Here is a 20,008-nt window from a genome sequence, read left to right as displayed (position 1 = left end):
GATCATATGGTCAGGCTTTTCTTTATGTTCGGATAGTTTAAATACCATCAATACAATTTATTTGAAAGCACGTCTAATAAAGATGCTTTAAACACCTCACCATGCTTTAGATTTGGATAGATTAAAAATTTAGCCTCTACGCCCTGCTGATCGAATATAGACAAAATTTCTCTATTTTTATTGATGCCATTTGCATCAAAATTAGCGCTTTGCTGTGCTCCAGTATGTATTAAAAGATCACCTTCCATCAGCCATACATGTTTTTGTGGCTCTTTGACTAATTTTACGGCTCTAATTTTTTGCATCATGCGCTCATCCGCCCAAGAAAGTGATGGACTTGCAGCAAAGAAATGGCTGAAATAACGACCATCGAGCAAGCTATCAAGCACAAAAAGCCCTCCATAGGAATGCCCCCATAACGCTCTTTTTTGCGCATCCAGCTTTACATTCTGCTCAACCCAAGGAGCGATGTCCTTCAAAATCACATTTCTAAAATCAGCACTTCCCCCGCTCATTCGCTCTGGATTTCGTGGATCTTGGGCGGGTTTTCCAGTTAATAAATCTGCTGGAGTATAGTCAAGTGAACGAAGAGCTGTGGCAAATGGCAAATTGGTTTTATAACCAATAGCAACCAATACAGGGGCATCATTTTCATACAAAGACTTAAGTATTTCTTCATTCAGATAGGACATCGCAGCGTTCCCATCCAGCATAAAGAGAGGTGGTCCCACTTGTTTGAACAACTAAAAGCGTATTTATAAGTGATATTCCGCTCTAGTTAAGCCACCTTGTTTTGTTGGGGTAGCTGATCATAGTAAAACTCATTTGGTGTCAATTTGTCTAGACTCGAATGAGGTCGTTTCAAATTATAAAACTCAAAATATGCACTCAATTGCTTTTTCGCATCTGTGACACTGCTATAAGCTTTGAGATACACCTCTTCATATTTAACGCTCCGCCATAATCGTTCAACCATCACATTATCAATCCATCGACCTTTACCATCCATACTGATTTGAATGCCATTTGATTTCAATACATCAATAAATGCATCACTGGTAAACTGACTGCCTTGGTCTGTATTAAATATTTCAGGTCGACCATATTTTTCAATAGCTTCATTTAATGTTTCTATGCAAAATGTAACCTCCATACTAATCGATACTCTATGCGCAAGTACCTTGCGGCTATGCCAATCAATCACAGCACATAAATAAACAAAGCCTTTTGCCATAGGGATATACGTTATATCCGTAGACCACACTTGATTACTGCGCAGAATAGCCAACCCTTTGAGCAGATATGGATATTTACGGTGAGCTTGATTAGCCTGGCTTAAATTTGGTTTGCAATATAACGCCTGAATACCCATTTTCTTCATTAAAGTACGTGTATGACGTCGTCCTATATGATGCCCTTGACGATTCAACAAATCACGCATCATACGACTGCCTGCAAAAGGATATTGCATATGTAATTCATCAATACATCGCATCAGTTTCAGATCTGATGAGCTAACAGGTTTTGGGCGATAATAATAACAACCACGAGAGACTTTCAGTAACTTAGCCTGTTTAGATACTGAAATCTGAAGTGAGTGATCGATTAACTTTTGTGGTTGAAGCGGCCCAGTTTCTTCAACACACCTTCTAAAAAATCAATTTCTAATGCCTGCTCACCGATTTTTGCATGTAACTTTTTAAGATCAATGGGGGGTTCTGATGGAGCTTTTGATTGATCGAAAGCTTGCGAGGAAGCTGAGATCAATTGATTTTTCCAGTCAATAATTTGGTTTTGATGAACATCAAACTCAGAACTCAATTCAGCAAGTGTTTTTTCTGCTTTGATCGCAGCAAGTGCTACCTTAGCTTTAAAGTCGTTTGAATGATTTCTTCTTGGTCTACGTGCCATAAAATACTCCATATATTGATGTTTATAACATCATTTGAGGAGCAGAATATCACTTATAGGAGTTGTTCAAATTTCCGGATCCATCTCTAAGACCGATGCATAAGCATCCTTCGTCTTCTGTACTGTCTTTGGAATACCCAACCAAACGCTATAAGTTTTATTTGGATCTGTAGTTGCAAACTCTTTGACTTTAAAGCTGTAATAAGCCGAACCGATTACTGCAATATTGGCAGGTAAAGGTTTCATTTCAGGTTTCGCATAAATACTTAAACTGGCACCCAAGATCAACAACGAGCTAAAAATTCGCGAAAGCAGAGAAGTAAAAATCTTTCTATAAAGATGAGTCATTTTTCGTATACACAGCATGAAATACTGAATCTTAACACATGATAATAATAATCATTATTAATTAAGTAATTCTTAATCATCTCTCTTCATTGTATAGACAAAATTTTATTTGAATACTCACTAAGAAAGATGATTTTTCCTTTTTATACGGATTAAGCAAATCTAGCAAATACCCTTCCAGCTTTTTTATCCATAAAAAAGCCACCGCACTATGAAAGTGCAATGGCTTTATCGACACAATCAAAAGACTTAAAGCTTTTTCCATGTCATGCTGCTCAAACCTTTCGCATCTTTTGCTGAGGCTTGTACCTTCATCTGATCTTTACCTGCATTTAACTGCGCAGTATTGATGTTATACACACGGCCATCTTGAGGATTCAGCCATTGGCCTTTTGCGAATTTTTGACCTGTTGCATCACCCATTAAGCCATTCAGCACTTGCATACCAAAAATCGGTTTATCCTTGAGTCCACCCTGACACTTACTACATACATCACTCACAGGCGCTCCAGCCAAAGGATAGTACTTGGTCACCACTGCGCTATATTGTGATGTTTTAGAATTCTTACGAATCACAATATCTGAAATATAATACCCTGTCCGATCATCAATCACTTTCCATGTTCCAATAAGCGGGTCAAATGGCATGGCGAAAGCAGAATGAGACAACCCCAAAAACAGTGCTGATACACAAAAAAACTTATGTTTCATAAAATAAACTACAATAAAAAATGAAGAAATAAACGGTCGCGATTATAGCAATTTTATTCTTTTTATTATCTATTATTTCATTAAAATTAAATATTTATATAAATTAATCCGTGAGAAAAATCAACAAAAAATTGCATATAAAAAAAGCCTCCCAAGAGGCTTTTTTTATAATGTATCAGAACTTCATATTAAGCCGCTGAACGCTCCTCAATCGGTACTACTTTACGCAGCTCAGGCCCAGTATAGTCCGCACTTGGGCGAATAATACGGTTGTCTGCACGTTGTTCCATCACATGCGCTGCCCAACCTGTCACACGGCTCATCACGAAGATTGGTGTGAATAATTTGGTCGCAATACCCATGAAGTGGTATGCCGATGCATGGAAGAAGTCTGCGTTACAGAATAATTTCTTTTCACGCCACATCACTTCTTCACAACGGACTGAAACTGGGTACAGTACCGTGTCACCGACATCTTTGGCTAAGCGCTCTGACCAAATTTTGATGATGCCATTACGTGGATCATTGTCTTTGTAGATTGCATGACCAAAGCCCATGATCTTTTCTTTACGTTCCAATTTGCCCAGCATTTCTCGCTCAGCCTCTTCAGGTGACGTCCAGTTTTCAATCATTTCCATCGCTGCTTCGTTTGCTCCACCATGTAGTGGACCACGCAGTGAACCAATTGCACCGGTAATGCATGAATGCATATCGGATAAGGTGGATGCGCATACACGTGCGGTGAAAGTCGATGCGTTGAATTCATGCTCTGCATAGAGGATCAGTGAGACATTCATCACTTGTTCATGCAATTCATTTGGTTTTTCACCACGCAATAAATGAAGGAATTGTGCACCAATTGAATCATCATCCGTATTTTCTTCAATACGCACACCATCATGGCTATAACGATACCAGTAGCAAATAATAGCAGGCAAAGTCGCCAAAATTCGGTCTGCAACATCTTGTTGCTGTTCAAATGACTGTTCGGTTTCTAGGTTACCTAGCATTGAAACGCCTGTGCGCATCACATCCATAGGGTGTGAATCCGCAGGAATACGCTCTAGCACTTCTTTCAGTGCTTGTGGCAAGGTGCGTAAAGATTTCAATTTTGCTTTATAAGCAGCCAATTGCTCTGAAGTCGGCAATTCACCAAAGAAAATCAGGTATGCAACTTCTTCAAACTGGCAGTTTTCAGCCAAGTCTTGAACGTCATAACCACGGTAGGTTAAACCTGCCCCGCTTTTGCCTACGGTTGATAGTGCTGTCTTTCCTGCGACTTGTCCGCGCAATCCTGCGCCTGTGAGGACTTTTCCTTCAGCCATTTTTAATTCTCCTGTTTAAACAGCTTGTCTAATGTATTTTCAAAGGTGTGATAATCCAGAAATTCGTAGAGTTCTTTGCGCTGTTGCATTTTGTCGAGGACGTTGACTTGGGTTCCGTCGTTACGGATGGCATGCATGACTTCAAGTGCTGCCTTTTGCATGGCACGTGTCGGTGACAGTGGGTACAGCACCATCGAGATGCCTTGTTCTGCCAGTTGTTCTTTGGTGTAGTATGGGGTATCGCCAAATTCGGTAATGTTGGCCAGTACAGGGACACCGACTGCATCACAGACGGTTTTGTACATGGTAATGTCAGTCATTGCTTCGGCAAAGATCGCATCAGCACCGGCTTCTACGCAGGCACAGGCACGGTCAATTACCGCTTGTAGGCCTTCTTTTTGTAGAGCATCGGTACGTGCCATCACCACAAAGTTTGCATCGGTTTTAGCATCGACTGCAGCTTTTACGCGATCAACCATTTCTTGTTGGGTGACGATTTCTTTGTTTGGACGGTGGCCACAACGTTTTTGTGCCACCTGGTCTTCGATGTGCACTGCGGCTGCACCTGCGGCAATCATTTGTTTCACAGTGCGGGCAATGTTAAATGCCCCACCCCAACCCGTGTCGATATCGACCAGTAACGGGGTGTCTACACGTTCGGTAATGCGGCGTACATCTTCCAAAACATTATCCAGACTGGTCATGCCTAAATCAGGCAATCCATAAGAGTAGTTGGCTACACCAGCACCCGAAAGGTAGATGGCCTTGTAGCCCACCTGTTTCGCCATCATTGCTGCATAAGCATTGACTGTACCGATAATTTGTAATGGTTTTTCCACTTCTAGTGCTTGTCTAAATCTTAAGCCTGCAGATTTTTGTTCTGTCATCGTCCTTTCCACGGCATTTACTTTAATTTTCGAGTTTTGAGTATAGCCATAATGACTGAATTGGCTATGACATTTTAGAATGAAAACTCTAAAACTTTAGTCCCATGGTTCACGTTTTTATTGTGTAATTTTCTTCCATGCATTGGGCTTTAGTGGTAAACAGATAAGCCCCAAATCAACAATGTGTACATATTTTTGCTATGATAGCAACTAGAAATCCACATTTATTAGGCTGTTGTTAGTTATATGCACGACTCAGTTCAACTAGAACCCCTTACACGTGATATACCTCACACAAAACGAGGTCATGAACGCTGTCTTGCATTTTTATTAAGTGCAAACGAGTTGTTTTTGCAACATGGCTACGATGCTGTTTCACTTGATGATATTGTCAATCATGCGGGTGGTTCAAAAGCATCGATTTACAAATATTTTGGGAATAAAGACGGTCTTTTTACGGCAATTTGCGACTACCGACGTGAGCTATTTTTTAAAGACATTTGTATGCCTTTTGATTTTACGAAGGACAATTTGCGCGTTTATTTAATACAAACCATTTTAAATATTCAAACGCATCTTGTACTTCCAGAAAATGCTTCTTTTTTAAGACTCATTATGGAACAAGTACAGCGTAATCCGCAGTTGGCCTTTCATATTCACAAACAAGGACCTAAACATATTGAAGATGCCGTGGCTTGCATTTTAAGCAAAGCAGATGAAATAGGCATTATTCGATGTGAACACCCGAATTATTCTGCGCAGCTTTTTTTTGGCATTGTGCGCGAATTAGAATGGCGCGTGCTGATGAACATCTATGTTGAAGAAAATGAAAAAGAAAATCTAGAATATGTTCATTATTGCGTAGATCGTTTCTTAGCAGGTCATCAAAAAGTCTAGTTTTTTTGCAATTTCCTTTGCATATAGTATATTAATCGACTCTCTTTTTCTTTCCACCAACCAACAACTAATTGTTGTTCTATACCTATTTCGGTTTTCAGCAATTATTGTGGAGTAACAATGGCTCTACGTCACTTTCTTACCTTACGCGATTTATCTACTTTAGAACTGAACCAAGTTGTGCAACGCGGTATCGAACTAAAGCGTAAACAGCACAACAGCGAAGTCTTCCAACCGTTTGTTGGTAAAGTCATGGGGATGATTTTTGAAAAATCGAGCACCCGTACCCGTGTATCGTTCGAAGCAGGCATGAGCCAGTTTGGTGGCAGTGCAATTTTCCTCTCTCCACGAGACACCCAATTGGGTCGTGGTGAGCCGATTGAAGATTCAGCACGCGTGATTTCAAGCATGTTGGATATTGTGATGATCCGTACTTTTGGACATGACATTGTTGAACGTTTTGCTTCTTATTCAAAAGTTCCTGTGATTAATGCTTTGACCGATGATCACCACCCTTGCCAATTGCTTGCAGATGTTCAAACTTTTGTTGAACACCGTGGACCTATCGCAGGCAAAACAGTCGCGTGGATTGGTGATGGCAACAATATGTGTAATTCATATATTGAAGCTGCGCATATGTGGGGTTTTAAGTTAAAGATTGCTGCACCTAAAGGTTATGAACCCAAAGTAGAATTTTTAAGTGAATTTGCGCATTGTGCTGAACTGGTTAACTCAGCTGAAGATGCTGCCGTAAACGCAGATCTTATCGTGACCGATGTATGGGCAAGCATGGGCCAAGAAGAAGAGCAAAAAATTCGTGAAGCTGCGTTTGCAGACTATCAAGTAAATGAACGTCTTATGGATCTTGCTCATCCTGATTGTTTATTTATGCATTGTTTACCTGCGCATCGCGGCGAAGAAATTTCTGAAAAGATGCTCGACCATAAAAATGCTGTAGTTTGGGATGAAGCTGAAAACCGCTTACATGCTCAAAAAGCACTGGTTGAGTTTTTAATCAATGAAAATACCAAGAAAGATTAATTAATTTTCCAACGAAAAGCACCTAAGGGTGCTTTTTTTATACGGGCAAAGCTATAATCGGAACATAATTTTTATAAGCGACACTTTCCATGCATTTCAAAAAAACTGGCCTGTGCCTTGCTACAATTCTAAGCTCTACATTTTTTCAGATTCAAGCCTCAGAGTTTGATGACTACTTACAGTCCAAACAAATCATTGATCAAAATTTTAAAATTAAACAACCAGAAACGTTGAACGAGATCTTAACGGTATTAACTGCAGAAGACTCTAGAACCCTCCCAATTGAGATTGATAACAACACCATCATTGAACAATTTAACCTATATGCAGACCGTACCGAGCTTAAGGGTTTGATCATTACCCCTGATTTCGCGCAGTTTGAACAAGATTTAGGCACAAAAGAAGTTCAAAAAGTGATTAAAAAGAATGTTGTGCAAAACTGTAATACTTTCTTCGAGCATCAATATCAACGCCATAACCCCTACTTTGTCAAATTACAGCTCAGCTCTGAGAAAAATAGCTACGATTTAGAATTAAAGCAAAAAGATTGTGGCATCAAATAGTACCCTTTTTAGCGATTGGTTCCCTACTTTAGCGAACCAATCCTTGCGGTTGTAAGATAATCATGGCCGCACCAATCAACACCACTGCCCCACCCATTATGTCCCAACGGGATAAATAAACTTGATCGACATAACGCAACCATAGCAATGCGGTAAAAATATAAATTCCGCCATAAGCGGCATAAATACGTCCTGATGCAGCTGGATGTAAGGTCAACAACCAGACAAAAGCACCTAGCGCTAAAGTTGTAGGAATCCACAACCAATGGCTTCTTCCCTGATTTAAAATCAAATAAGGGAAATAACAGCCTAATATTTCCATCACAGCGGTTACCAAAAACAGTACAAATGTACTTAAAACTTTCGTCAATTGAATATCCATACAACCTACTTTTATTACTTCTATTTGTTAAATACTTTTTCAATAAAAAACCCGTGCGAACACGGGTTTTTTATTATGTAGCAATCTTTAAGCAGGTTCAGCCGTTTGATCTTCAAAAACTTCAAGTTTTAAGCCAACCGCTTTACCATTTTCGTTCTTCACAGAGACCGCAACATTACCACCATGTTCTGCAAGCTCACCAAATAGAATCATTTCAGCCAGTGGTTTTTTCAAATGCTCTTGGATGAGTCGTTGCATTGGGCGAGCGCCCATTAAACGGTCATAGCCATTTTCAGCCATCCACTCACGCGCACTTTGATCCACTTCTAGAATGACTTTTTTCTCATCCAGTTGCGCTTGTAGTTCAGTTAAGAACTTATCCACCACATTTTCAATTACTGTCGTTGGTAAAGCTTTAAACTGAATCACGCTGTCTAAACGGTTACGGAACTCTGGAGAAAACGCTTTCTTCATCGCATCTTGGTTATCATTACTGTTGTCTTGATCCATAAAACCAATACTCACGCGAGAAATACTTTCTGCGCCAATATTTGTGGTCAAGACCAACACCACATTACGAAAGTCTGATTTACGACCATTGTTATCGGTCAATGAACCATGATCCATGATTTGTAGCAATAAGTTGAATACGTCTGGATGCGCTTTTTCAATCTCATCTAGCAATAATACACAGTGCGGATTTTTATGAATCGCATCGGTCAACAGACCACCTTGATCAAAGCCGACATAGCCTGGAGGTGCACCGATCAAACGTGAAACTGCATGGCGCTCCATATACTCTGACATATCAAAGCGAACCATCTCAACACCCAGTAATTTCGCAAGCTGCTTAGTGACTTCTGTTTTACCTACCCCAGTTGGGCCTGCAAAAACAAAACTACCCACAGGCTTATCTGGTGATTTTAAGCCTGCACGCGACAGCTTAATTGCTGAGCCTAAAGCTTCAATGGCTTCATCTTGACCAAAGACCACACGTTTTAAATCACGTTCAAGATTTTCAAGAACGGTCTTATCATCTTTAGACACAGTTTTTGGTGGAATACGTGCAATTTTCGACACGATATCTTCAATATTTTCCACGGTAATCAAGGTGTCATCTTGTTCAGCTTTCAGACGACGTTGTGCCCCTGCTTCATCAATGACATCAATGGCTTTATCTGGCAAGAAACGATCATTAATGAACTTTGCAGACAGCTCAACCGCAGAAATTAAAGCTTTGTCATCATATTTAACATGATGGAAATCCTCAAACTTGCTCTTCAAACCACGTAGAATATCAATCGTTTCTGAAATAGATGGCTCATTGACATCAATTTTTTGGAAACGGCGTGACAATGCATGATCTTTTTCAAAGACTTGGCGGTATTCTTGGAATGTGGTTGAACCAATGCAGCGCAATGAGCCATTGGCCAAAGCGGGTTTAATCAAGTTTGATGCATCCATCGTACTGCCCATACTTGAGCCTGCACCAATAATCATGTGGATTTCATCAATAAACAAAACTGCTTCTGGTTTCTTTTTCAACGCGTTCAAAAGCTGTTTTAAACGTTTTTCAAAGTCACCCCGGTATTTGGTTCCTGCTACCAAAGCACCAATGTCCAAACTATACACTTCAGCATTTGCCAATGGTTTCGGTGCTTTACCATTAACAATGAGCCAAGCTAAGCCTTCAGCAATCGATGTTTTACCGACGCCAGGATCACCGACCAATAACGGGTTGTTTTTACGACGACGGCACAAAATTTGCGCAGCACGTTCAATTTCTTTTTCACGACCAATTAAAGGATCCGTTTTGCCCTTTTGTGCCTCAACATTTAAGTTGGTTGTATACAGCTCTAAAGGGCCTGCGTTGCTTGAACTGGTCGATTCACCATCGAGATCTTCAATTTCTTCTTCCACTTGCACTTCGTCTTTACGTGTGCCGTGGGCCAAGTATTGTGTCAGAGTTAAACGGTTAATTTGATGGCGTTTCAAGAGGTAGACTGCAAAAGAGTCACGCTCAGAGTACATCGCCACTAAAATGTCTGCGCCTTCAACTGTACGATCACCACCGCTTGATTGCACATGAAAAATTGCACGTTGTAAGATACGGTCAAAACTTTCAGTTGGATGCGGAGCTTGGTCACTGTTTTCGCCCAGCTTAGGAGTGTGCTGCTCTACATATTCTTCAAGCTCTTTGCGAAGCACAATAATATCTGCACCACAGGCTTTCAATGCATTTACGGCCGAATCATTATCGAGTAAAGCCAATAATAAATGTTCAACGGTTAGGAATTCATGTCTCTTTTGTCGAGCCATACTAACAGCCAAACGTAAGGATACTTCTAATTGACGACTGAGCATGGAACCCCCTTAATCTTTCGGCTCAATCTGACAAAGTAAAGGATGACCTTGAGACCGAGCGTAATTATTGACTTGGTTTGCTTTTGTTTCCGCGATGTCTCTCGGGTAAACGCCTGCAACACCTTTTCCTTCATAATGTACAGTTAGCATTACTTGAGTGGCTTGGTCAAGATTCAAAGCAAAGTATTGTTGTAAAATTTCAATAACAAAGTCCATTGGGGTGTAGTCATCGTTCATTAAAACGACAGCATAGAGTGGCGGACGCTTAAGTTCTGGTGGCGCGGTTTGGACAGCGACATCCCCATTTTCTTCTTCATGCGGTTCATCATTGCTCAAGCGCGGGCTGATATGCCAATCGACATAGCCAGATTCATGAAAAGACTGCTTGATTTCATTTAAACACGTTGAACGCTTAGAGATACCCATAAACTTACAATTCACAATTATTGTGCATTCGCCTCAGCCTGAGGAATTTCAGAGACAAATGCTGATTGACTTTCTACGGCTTCACCACGTGACCAACTAAAGCGTCGTGTCACTGGTGTGCTACCTGTTAAACGGACTTCGATAAACTGCGGCGTAAAGCCTTTAGGCATTGTCCAACGCCCTGTTAAACGCTCATAGTTTTCAAAGTTAAAGTTTTTGTCTTCAAGAGGCACAACTAAAACATCTGTACCACGAATGAGTCGGAGTTCAACTGTACCTGAAGCTGCACGTTTAGATGGACTGACTTGAACCAAGTCGAGTTGATATTCAAATGCATTCTCAGGCAAAGGTTTAATCGCAATATGCTGCACAGCCAGTGGAATACCACCGCGTTGACGCAAAACCTCACGGTAAATCACCGCAGTGGTTTCAGATTGCGCTTGTTGATCCAGAGCTTTTTGCAATGACAAATACAGCTCATTTGAATTGGTCACAGCAACGTCACGCTCCTGAACAGCAGCATTATAGTTTTTATTTAAAGCATCCAGACTGGTCTTTTGCTTTTGTACCACTTCAACCAGTTGTTCAGCATCTGCATCAAAACCTACCACCGTTAAACCCTGACGATGTCCGACGGTATAGCCCAATGCCCCACTTGCAACCATCAATATTGCAGCACCAATTACCAAGGGCTTATTGGTCTGTAAAAACGGCTTTGCAGGTTCAGGCTGTTGTGACGTCATATTTGTGTCAGTGTTCGGCATCGTCATCTCTTATTTTGATTCAATTCAAAACACACATTTAAATCGAAATCTAAATGTGTGTGAAGTTTTAAAACGTTTTTTATGGTAATAAACCAATTCCGTCTAGGCCTGCAGTTTCAGCAAACCCAAACATTAAGTTCATGTTTTGAACGGCCTGACCTGCTGCCCCTTTAACTAAATTGTCTTGTACTGAAATGACCACTAATTTTTTCGGTTGTGGCTTATACAGCGCAATACGAAGTTGATTTGCACCCCGCACAGAACGTGTCTCTGGTGAACTTCCCGCAGGCATCACATCGACAAAAGCTTCATTGGCATAAAACTGTTCATATAAACTTTGCAAATCAGCAGCTTCACCCGCATCGGTTAAGTCCACATAAATCGTGCTCAGCATGCCACGAATCATGGGCACCAAATGCGGAACAAACAAAATGTGGTTAAACACCTCTTTTAAGCCTGAAATATTTTCCAATGCTTCCACAATTTCAGGATGATGACGGTGACCTGCAACGCCATAAGCTTTGAAATTATCAGCATTTTCAGAATAGATCATACCAAGGCTGGCTTTACGACCTGCACCAGACACACCCGATTTTGCATCAATAATAATACTTTCAGGTTTAACTAATGTGTCGTTTTGCTTAAATAACGGCGCTAAGCCCAGTTGTACTGTTGTTGGATAACAACCAGGGTTACCAATGACATTAGCTTGTTTAATCTGCTCACGGTTTAATTCTGACAAACCATAAACCGAGTCTTTCAGTAGTTCAGGGCACGCATGTTGCATGCCATACCATTTTTCAAACTGTTCTAAATCTTGTAAACGGAAGTCTGCGGCAAGGTCAATCACTTTAGTATTTGCAGCCACCAACTCTTCGGCATGCTTCATGGCAACGCCATGCGGTGTCGCAAAGAACACCACATCACATTTTTTCAGTTCATCAATATTCAAATCTGAATATTTAAGTTCGGTATGTCCACGTAGGCTTGGGAACATATCATCTACACGGCGACCGTCTTCTGTACGCGATGTTAATACGCTTACTTGCACATTTGGGTGTCGTAGTAAAAGACGCAACAATTCAACGCCTGTATAACCTGTACCGCCGACAATACCAACTGAAATCACGTGTATTACCTCAAACTTAAACTGTCCATTTCGTAACTGCCTAGTATGACAGGAAGTTTCTGCTTTCTAAACTGTTTTACTTGGAATTTATGCGTTTTTAGTGCTATCGACACCTAATGAGACACATCCAATATACCCTGTGCAGGCTCAAAACCAATCTGATTTCGTCCCGAATGTTTCGCCTGATATAATAATTGATCGGCAGCTTGTATGGCATATTTTAAGTTGGAATGATGTACTGCAGCCAGTCCAAAACTTGCTGTCACGGCAATACTTTTTGAGGATAATCGTGCATCGGCAATACCTAAACGAATACGATTGGCAATGTTATAAGCCAGCGTGGGGTCATCAATTTGCAATAAGACAATGAACTCTTCCCCGCCAAAACGCCCCACTAAGTCAAGATCACGGACGTTTTTCCCAATAATTTGACCGACTTGTTGTAAAATTTGATCACCCACCAAATGCCCATAGGTGTCATTAATTTTCTTAAAATGGTCAATATCACACATGAGCAAGAAATAAGACTGTTTAGAGAGCTGATGCAACTTTCGTTTAGCGGCTTCGTTAAAGCCACGTCGATTGAATAAATGCGTTAGCGGATCTCTTAGCCGCTCATCATTGAGTTGATGGATAATATCGCGTACCAAGGTTCCGAGCAGCACTATTGCAAACCACATACTTAAGATAATGCTCGCAGCAAGCATCATCAGCCACCAAACTGAATTTGCCAGCATGTCTGCTTCGATATTTCTTAAAAAAAGAAAAATAATGATTCCGCGAACAAAGGTATACAGCACAATAAACAAGTAGGAAAAGTCGACTATTTTATTGAGCAAATCAATCCCTTGATAATGTTTAAACATTGAAAACAAAACCAAAGACTCAACCAATGCAATTGAAATGTTCAGAATCAGCATCCTGATCCACAGTTGATCATCTACATAGGAATAATAACTGAGTGAAAATAAAGCCATGATGATCAAGGCCAAACACCAATATGGACGTGCATTGGCATTCTTTCTTAAGCCCATGGCGTAGGCGCTGGCCCATGCGCCAAACAAATACATACTACCTAAAATGGGTGCCGACAAAGCCAACTGCTTATTTGACATAAAACTTTGCGCGGCCACAGAAAACGAAGGCACAATATATCCAAGCCCGAGCCACAATAAATATGAGGGAGCCCTAAAAGCAAAATGACATATTAAAAGCAAGCTTCCCATTAAAATCAGGCAAGCTGGAACGATTAATATAAAATAGTGGATATCTGTAAAATTCACATTTGAGGTCTTTGGACTGAAATTGAGGAATGTTTACCTTAGATCATGAAGTTTAGAGCATTTTTTGACTCACGCTCAATCGGTCAGAAGAAGTTATTTTTAAATTTTGCACGTCAAATTAACTTTAAGCGCTTGCCCACCAATACGGCAATGCGGTTGTTTTTAAGGTTTTTTGATGCTGTTGAAAAGCGGCATCATATTTGGCAACTTCCGCCCAAAAACTTGCACTATGATCAAAATGTTGCGTATGTGCGAGTTCATGCACACAGACATAACGGGTAATGGCTTCAGGAAACAACACTAAAGCACTGTTAAGCATAATGTCGTGTTTGGCACTACAACTCCCCCAGCGGGTTTTGGGCTGACGAATTGAACATTGTGCAAATTTTAAACCAGTTTCATGACTAATCTGTTGCAAATAAATAGGCAAGTGCTGTTTGGCGTATGCAATTACAAAAGATTTTAAATAACTTTCGGGCTGACGGTCACTGATCCAAAGCTGGTGATTATCCTCATCCAAAATATACGCATTTTTTTGTGTTTTATAGCTCACCGTTAAAGCATTTTGGCGATTAAATAACCGCAACTCTATGGGAAGGGTTCGATCTATCCGTACCAGACTAGCTTGTTGCTTCTGCCAAGTTTCAACCATCCACTGTTCAGATTGATTTAAAAAATCCTGAATTTGCCGTTTGCTACAAAACTTAGGCACGGTTAAACGAATTTGAGTTGGTTCAACACGAAGTCGTAACCGGGTCGCACCTGCATGATGGGTGATTTGAATTTCTGGTAGGTCTGCTAAGGTCATTAATATTATTCTTTTATTGAATCATCCTGCCCGGCCCTCCTTTTGAAAGGAGGGAGAAAAACATAAGATAAAAATGTTTTTGCTTTTAGCCCCTCTTTTTCAAAGAAGAGCTTAGGGAAGATTTAAAATTAAACAGCGGTACGCTCTTCAATACCGCTGTCTGTTGCAACAACTGCCACATCTGCTTTATTGATTGCAAAAATACCATTACACACCACACCAGGAATGTCGTTAATGGTTTTTTCAAGCTCAAGCGCATTTAAGATATTTAAGTTATAAACGTCTAAAATCACGTTACCGTTATCCGTCACCACGCCTTCACGGTAAGCAGGATCACCACCGAGCGCTACAATTTTACGTGCCACAGCTGAACGAGCCATTGGAATCACTTCAATCGGAAGTGGAAAGTCACGCCCCAATTGATCGACCCACTTAGAGTCATCAACGATACAAACAAATTTTCTCGCAATTGAAGCCACGATTTTCTCGCGAGTCAGTGCGGCACCACCACCTTTGATCATATGCATATGACGGTCAATTTCGTCTGCACCATCTACATAGGCATCTAAACCGCCTACAGAGTTCATATCAACCACTTCAATGCCTAATTTCTTTAAGCGCTCAGCCGTTGCTTCTGAACTTGCCACAGCCGCTTCAAGCTGAAGTTCTGGTAATAGTTCAATTAAGAAATTGACGGTGCTGCCTGTACCCACCCCTAAAATGCCACCTTTAGGTAAGTGCTTTAAGGCAGCTTTTGCAGCAGCTTGCTTTTTTTCATCTTGGGTAGCATACAGACTCATAATTTGGCTCAACTATTTTTTGACATTTGTTGCTGATTTTACAGCCCAAATGTACAGGGGTTTGTTACAATGATCCTCTATTTTAAACTGTTAAATGGGAAATTAACATGCTGTCTCGTTTGGTTCGACAAATATTACAAGCAACAGTCTACGATGTTGCAATCGAAACTCCACTCGAAGCGGCACCTCGAATTAGTGAGAAACTCAATAACAACATTCGTTTTAAACGTGAAGACTTACAACCCGTCTTTTCATTTAAGCTACGCGGTGCCTATAACCGCATTAGCCAACTTCCTAGAGCTCAACTTGAACGTGGCGTGATTACCGCATCTGCTGGCAACCATGCCCAAGGCGTAGCGCTGTCAGGTAAAAAACTCGGAATTCGTGCCATTATTGTGATGCCGAAAACCACCCCAGATATTAAGGTTCAGGCGGTCAAACGCTTAGGCGGTGAAGTGGTTCTCCACGGCGACTCCTTTGACGTTGCAAACAAATACGCAATTCAACGTGCCGCAGAAGACGGTATGAGCTTTATCCCACCCTATGACGATGAACTGGTTATGGCAGGTCAAGGTACGATTGGCAATGAAATTTTGCGTCAATGGCGCGATGTCGACTACGTTTTCGTCGCTGTTGGCGGCGGCGGTTTAATTGCTGGTGTGGCGGCCTACTTAGGCGATGTTGCACCGCATGTTAAAGTCATTCCTGTTGAATATGACGAATCTGCTTGTTTAAAAGCCGCATTTGAAGCTGGTGAACGAGTTGTACTGCCTCAAGTCGGCTTATTTGCCGACGGTACGGCTGTCGCACAAATTGGTGAAAAACCATTTGAAGTGATTCAACTACAAAAGTCGGATAACTCAGGGCCGATCGTTGAACGTGAAGTGGTTTTAGTCAATACCGACGAAATTTGTGCCGCCATTAAAGACACCTATGATGAATGTCGTAGCATCGTTGAACCATCGGGTGCGATGGCCTTGGCAGGGATTAAAAAATATGTTGAAACTCACGAGCTGATTGGGCAAAACATCGTCTCAATTGTATGTGGTGCCAACATGAACTTTGACCGTTTACGCTATATTGCAGAACGCACTGAATTGGGTGAACGCAAAGAAGCTATTTTTGCTGTGACCATTCCAGAGAAAAAAGGTTCATTCCTGAATTTCTGCCGAGCGCTACAGGGCCGTAATATCACTGAGTTTAACTACCGTGCGAGTGATGCCAGCGCAGCGCAAGTCTTTGTCGGCATTAGCTTAAAAGGCGGCGAAAAAGAGCGTCATGATATTTTTGAAGCGCTGAAAACGCAGTTCGATGTCGATGACTTGTCTGATGATGAAGTGGCAAAGCTGCATATTCGCTACCTAATTGGTGGTCATGCAGACCTTGAAAATGAGCGTTTGTTCCGTGTTGAGTTCCCTGAACGTCCAGGTGCGCTGTTAATGTTCCTCGAACGCCTTGGCCCTACACATAACATTACCCTATTCCACTACCGTAACCACGGTGCGGCGGAAGGTCGTGTCCTTGTTGGTTTAGAAGCAAGTGATGCGAAACAAAACCCCGATGGTTTAATTGAAACCTTAGAAAGTATTTCTTATCCATATGAAGAAATTACCAATAACCTAGGTTATCAACGTTTCTTAAAATAACAGATACCATACATAAAACCGCCCTTCGAGGCGGTTTTATTCTATGAGCTGCATCGGCTCTTCATCACCAAACGTGTGGTTATACGTAACAATAATTCTATCGATCAGCTCATCATTATGCGGTACCAATAGCCAATAAGGGTTTTCCCGCTCAATAACCAATAAACTGAGTTCATAAGGCTCAATAAAAATTTTAATGTGATTAAAAATAACATCAAAACTAAATTCAAAATCATAACCATGCATGTCTGAGGTTTCTTCTTCCTCACTGTCATACATTTGATAAAAAGACGCCATATCATCATTAATTTGGTTTTTCAGCTCGTCTAAGTCAATACCTAACTGCTGGAGGCGATGGCATTCATCAATACCATTTTGTCGAAAATCATCGAGTTCTATTTTTTGAATGTTTGAATAATAGGTATTCAACCAACGTACAAAGTGCTCGAACTCATCTTGTTCTTCTGGAATTGCGGTATCATTCAATTCTGGAAATGCGATCCTGAGGGATTCATACAGTGTCTTCCGCATTTATATACTCCTTTGGATGAGTGATATATTGGTATAAGGCAAAGCGCGGTTGATCGAAAATAGCGTGTCTGTATAAAGATGACATCTTGTGAAATTTGGCACAACATTCGTTAACAATCGACGTATAAAAAAATTTAAAGGAAAGATGACATGGCACAATTTGCAGTGATTGGTTTAGGAAGCTTTGGAGCCACAGTTGCAACTCAACTCATTGAACTGGGACATGATGTCATTGGTATCGATAGTGAAAAAAAATATGTTGAAAATATTTCTGAGCAGGTGACCCATGCTGTCATCGCCGACGCAACAGATGAACATGTCCTCGATGAATTAAATATTAAAAACTGCGATGCCGTGGTGGTCGCAATTGGTGAAAATATTGAAGCCAGTATTTTGTGTGTACTGCACCTCAAAAATATTGGGGTTGAAAAAATTTGGGTCAAAGCCAAATCGAAGTCGCACCATATGATTTTAAGCCATTTAGGGATTAGTAAAATTATTCACCCTGAAGAGGACATGGGCGTGCGGATTGCGCAGTCTTTATGCTACCCCATGGTCAGCCGCTATATGGCACTTGAAGATAACCACTATATTGTCAAAATTGAAATTGATGAAAAACTACAAGGGACTCGCTTCCGCCAACTGATGGATCAAGCACCTGATGTGAAAACCTTACTCCATAAACGTGGCAAAGACGTTTTGTACAGCATTGACCCCAATTTAATTTTACAAGTGGGTGATATTCTAGTTGTTGAAGGTTTAGTTGAAACATTACGTCGTCTTTCAGCACGGTTCAAATCATGAAAAAAGTCAAAGAATGGCAAACCCCCAAAAACAGCACCATTAATTTAAGCCCGCCCAGCCTGCTGGCTTTGGGTTTTTTGAGCTTTATTATTATTGGGACTCTATTATTAAAGTTACCCATTTCACACTACGGTGAACTCAGTTGGATTAACTCTTTGTTCACCGCCAGCTCAGCAGTCACCATTACGGGACTGTCTGTGGTGAATGTCGGTGAAACTTTTACCGTAACAGGTAAAATCATCATCATGCTACTGATTCAAATTGGTGGCTTAGGCTTTATGACTTTTGCAATTTTAGCCGCACTGAGTCTGTCGACCAAACTCGGTTTAAAGCAACAAATCATGGCGCAAGAGACCATTGGTCAAACCAGCTTATCCAAAGTATCCTTCACCATTAAAGGTGTACTGCTATATTCCTTCTTTTTTGAGGCGATCGGCACGGTTATTTTGACCATTGCATGGTTAGAAGATTACAATTTCAATCAAGCTCTGTTTTATGCGGCTTTTTATAGTGTATCCGCATTTAACAATGGTGGCTTTTCACTGTTTCCCAACAGTCTAATGAACTTCTCGGGTCAGTATCTCATTACCTTTACCATCAGTATGCTATATATCATTGGTGGGACAGGTTTTGTGGTGTTAATGGACATTAAGCGCAGCAAGCGCTGGAAAGGCTTAAGTACCAATAGCAAACTGATTTTATCCACCATTGCCGGTTTGAACCTGATTGCTTTTGTTCTTTTATGGGCGATTGAATCGAACAATCCCCTCACTTTAGCGCCAATGAGCTTAGGTGACCAAGCTTTAAATGCATGGTTCCATGCCACCGTGCCTCGTTCATCGGGTTTTAACAGCCTCGATTTGGCACAAATGAAAGATGCCTCGACCCTCGTGACCATGTTACTGATGTTCATTGGGGGAGGCTCGATGAGTACCGCAGGCGGGATTAAAGTAGGTACATTTATTATTGTTTTACTCAGCGTGATTAGCTTCCTTAGACGTGAAGATGAAATTCGCGTGTTCAATCACTCCGTTTCTCAAAAAACCTCTTTTAAGGCGATGGCTGTTGTCTCTATTACCGCGGCACTTATTTTCTTAGGCATCTTTAGTTTATCTTTAATCGAACCTAATCATCAGTTTATGGATTTGTTATTTGAAGCCATTTCCGCTGCTTGTACTGTCGGTTTGTCACGTGGCATCACCGGTGAACTTCAACCTGCAAGTTTATTTATCTTGATGCTCTTGATGTTTGCAGGTCGTTTAGGTCCTTTAACGCTGGCCTACCTGATTGCGACGCCGAAAAAGAGCCGCCTAAAACACCCAACTGCCGATATTCAAATTGGTTAAAACACCTAACACTTAAACATAAAAAACCACGTATCAAACGTG

20 protein-coding genes and 1 pseudogene are annotated in these 20,008 nt (G+C 41.0%); 6 read left to right on the top strand and 15 right to left on the bottom strand.

Annotated elements, in window-relative coordinates:
* Positions 1-47: 47 nt before the first annotated feature.
* From AC4CU3_RS16195 to prpB, 6 genes and pseudogenes are all read right to left on the bottom strand, one after another.
* Positions 48-719, bottom strand: a pseudogene (locus AC4CU3_RS16195) (alpha/beta hydrolase); the annotation flags it as partial.
* A gap of 59 nt (positions 720-778) precedes the next feature.
* Positions 779-1,911 (bottom strand): IS3 family transposase gene (locus AC4CU3_RS16190; RefSeq protein ID WP_490738394.1). Its coding sequence is split into 2 segments (ribosomal slippage): positions 779-1,659 and positions 1,659-1,911, totalling 1,134 coding nucleotides; the frame shifts between segments, so codons are not numbered across the junction.
* 66 nt (positions 1,912-1,977) lie between these two features.
* Entirely contained in the window at positions 1,978-2,157 is a 180-nt protein-coding gene (locus AC4CU3_RS16185; RefSeq protein WP_490738392.1) for a hypothetical protein, read from the bottom strand.
* Between the two features lie 351 nt (positions 2,158-2,508).
* Positions 2,509-2,970 (bottom strand): DUF2147 domain-containing protein, encoded by a 462-nt coding sequence (locus AC4CU3_RS16180; RefSeq protein ID WP_078424939.1) that lies wholly within the window; start codon positions 2,968-2,970, stop codon positions 2,509-2,511.
* A 188-nt stretch (positions 2,971-3,158) separates the two neighbouring features.
* On the bottom strand, positions 3,159-4,295 hold the full coding sequence (gene prpC / locus AC4CU3_RS16175; protein ID WP_125273344.1) for a bifunctional 2-methylcitrate synthase/citrate synthase: 1,137 nt from the start codon (positions 4,293-4,295) through the stop codon (positions 3,159-3,161).
* 2 nt (positions 4,296-4,297) lie between these two features.
* Positions 4,298-5,182 (bottom strand): methylisocitrate lyase, encoded by an 885-nt coding sequence (prpB, locus tag AC4CU3_RS16170; protein WP_062033198.1) that lies wholly within the window; start codon positions 5,180-5,182, stop codon positions 4,298-4,300.
* 246 nt (positions 5,183-5,428) lie between these two features.
* Here prpB and AC4CU3_RS16165 point away from each other — a divergent pair, with 246 nt between their 5' ends.
* The 3 genes from AC4CU3_RS16165 (at position 5,429) to AC4CU3_RS16155 (ending at position 7,683) form a co-directional block, all read left to right on the top strand.
* Complete coding sequence (locus tag AC4CU3_RS16165; RefSeq protein ID WP_178927694.1) at positions 5,429-6,079, top strand: TetR/AcrR family transcriptional regulator; 651 nt, start codon at positions 5,429-5,431, stop codon at positions 6,077-6,079.
* Between the two features lie 120 nt (positions 6,080-6,199).
* A complete protein-coding gene (argF, locus tag AC4CU3_RS16160) occupies positions 6,200-7,120 on the top strand; it encodes an ornithine carbamoyltransferase (RefSeq protein ID WP_178927695.1) in 921 nt (306 codons plus the stop codon).
* A gap of 89 nt (positions 7,121-7,209) precedes the next feature.
* The gene (locus tag AC4CU3_RS16155; protein WP_279043881.1) at positions 7,210-7,683 is read left to right on the top strand and encodes a hypothetical protein; all 474 of its coding nucleotides are present in this window, start codon (positions 7,210-7,212) and stop codon (positions 7,681-7,683) included.
* A gap of 28 nt (positions 7,684-7,711) precedes the next feature.
* Here the strand turns inward: AC4CU3_RS16155 and AC4CU3_RS16150 are convergent, their stop codons facing one another.
* The 8 genes from AC4CU3_RS16150 to rpiA all read right to left on the bottom strand — a co-directional run bounded on the left by AC4CU3_RS16150 (position 7,712) and on the right by rpiA (position 15,639).
* Positions 7,712-8,065 (bottom strand): YnfA family protein, encoded by a 354-nt coding sequence (locus AC4CU3_RS16150; protein ID WP_178927697.1) that lies wholly within the window; start codon positions 8,063-8,065, stop codon positions 7,712-7,714.
* Between the two features lie 87 nt (positions 8,066-8,152).
* Positions 8,153-10,429 carry an ATP-dependent Clp protease ATP-binding subunit ClpA gene (gene clpA / locus AC4CU3_RS16145; protein ID WP_178927698.1) on the bottom strand — a complete coding sequence of 759 codons (2,277 nt, stop codon included), beginning with the start codon at positions 10,427-10,429 and terminating at the stop codon, positions 8,153-8,155.
* A gap of 9 nt (positions 10,430-10,438) precedes the next feature.
* Positions 10,439-10,855 (bottom strand): ATP-dependent Clp protease adapter ClpS, encoded by a 417-nt coding sequence (gene clpS / locus AC4CU3_RS16140; RefSeq protein ID WP_004981811.1) that lies wholly within the window; start codon positions 10,853-10,855, stop codon positions 10,439-10,441.
* A gap of 17 nt (positions 10,856-10,872) precedes the next feature.
* Positions 10,873-11,619 (bottom strand): DUF6776 family protein, encoded by a 747-nt coding sequence (locus AC4CU3_RS16135; protein WP_178927699.1) that lies wholly within the window; start codon positions 11,617-11,619, stop codon positions 10,873-10,875.
* A gap of 79 nt (positions 11,620-11,698) precedes the next feature.
* Entirely contained in the window at positions 11,699-12,754 is a 1,056-nt protein-coding gene (gene argC / locus AC4CU3_RS16130; protein ID WP_178927735.1) for an N-acetyl-gamma-glutamyl-phosphate reductase, read from the bottom strand.
* A 107-nt stretch (positions 12,755-12,861) separates the two neighbouring features.
* The gene (locus tag AC4CU3_RS16125; RefSeq protein WP_279043882.1) at positions 12,862-13,896 is read right to left on the bottom strand and encodes a GGDEF domain-containing protein; all 1,035 of its coding nucleotides are present in this window, start codon (positions 13,894-13,896) and stop codon (positions 12,862-12,864) included.
* 259 nt (positions 13,897-14,155) lie between these two features.
* Positions 14,156-14,839: a YgjP family zinc-dependent metalloprotease gene (locus AC4CU3_RS16120; RefSeq protein WP_279043883.1), complete on the bottom strand. Its 684-nt coding sequence runs from the start codon at positions 14,837-14,839 to the stop codon at positions 14,156-14,158.
* Positions 14,840-14,967: 128 nt separating this feature from the next.
* Entirely contained in the window at positions 14,968-15,639 is a 672-nt protein-coding gene (gene rpiA, locus AC4CU3_RS16115) for a ribose-5-phosphate isomerase RpiA (protein WP_004696685.1), read from the bottom strand.
* 107 nt (positions 15,640-15,746) lie between these two features.
* Between rpiA and ilvA the strand changes: the two genes are divergently transcribed.
* Positions 15,747-17,285, top strand: a complete 1,539-nt coding sequence (ilvA, locus tag AC4CU3_RS16110; RefSeq protein WP_004981822.1) for a threonine ammonia-lyase, biosynthetic — start codon at positions 15,747-15,749, stop codon at positions 17,283-17,285.
* A 36-nt stretch (positions 17,286-17,321) separates the two neighbouring features.
* Here ilvA and AC4CU3_RS16105 read toward each other — a convergent pair whose 3' ends face one another.
* The gene (locus tag AC4CU3_RS16105; protein ID WP_234955940.1) at positions 17,322-17,816 is read right to left on the bottom strand and encodes a hypothetical protein; all 495 of its coding nucleotides are present in this window, start codon (positions 17,814-17,816) and stop codon (positions 17,322-17,324) included.
* Between the two features lie 150 nt (positions 17,817-17,966).
* On the opposite strand from AC4CU3_RS16105, the gene AC4CU3_RS16100 reads away from it, so the two are divergent.
* Both AC4CU3_RS16100 and AC4CU3_RS16095 read left to right on the top strand, forming a co-directional pair.
* Complete coding sequence (locus AC4CU3_RS16100; RefSeq protein ID WP_058869788.1) at positions 17,967-18,620, top strand: potassium channel family protein; 654 nt, start codon at positions 17,967-17,969, stop codon at positions 18,618-18,620.
* Positions 18,617-19,966 carry a TrkH family potassium uptake protein gene (locus AC4CU3_RS16095; RefSeq protein ID WP_279043884.1) on the top strand — a complete coding sequence of 450 codons (1,350 nt, stop codon included), beginning with the start codon at positions 18,617-18,619 and terminating at the stop codon, positions 19,964-19,966. Before AC4CU3_RS16100 ends, AC4CU3_RS16095 begins: the two co-directional genes overlap by 4 nt.
* Positions 19,967-20,008: the final 42 nt, after the last annotated feature.

It is taken from the genome of Acinetobacter sp. 802_lipA, from assembly GCF_058242885.1.
Note: the sequence above shows the minus strand (reverse complement) of the source record. Positions and strands in the feature narration are given on the sequence as shown.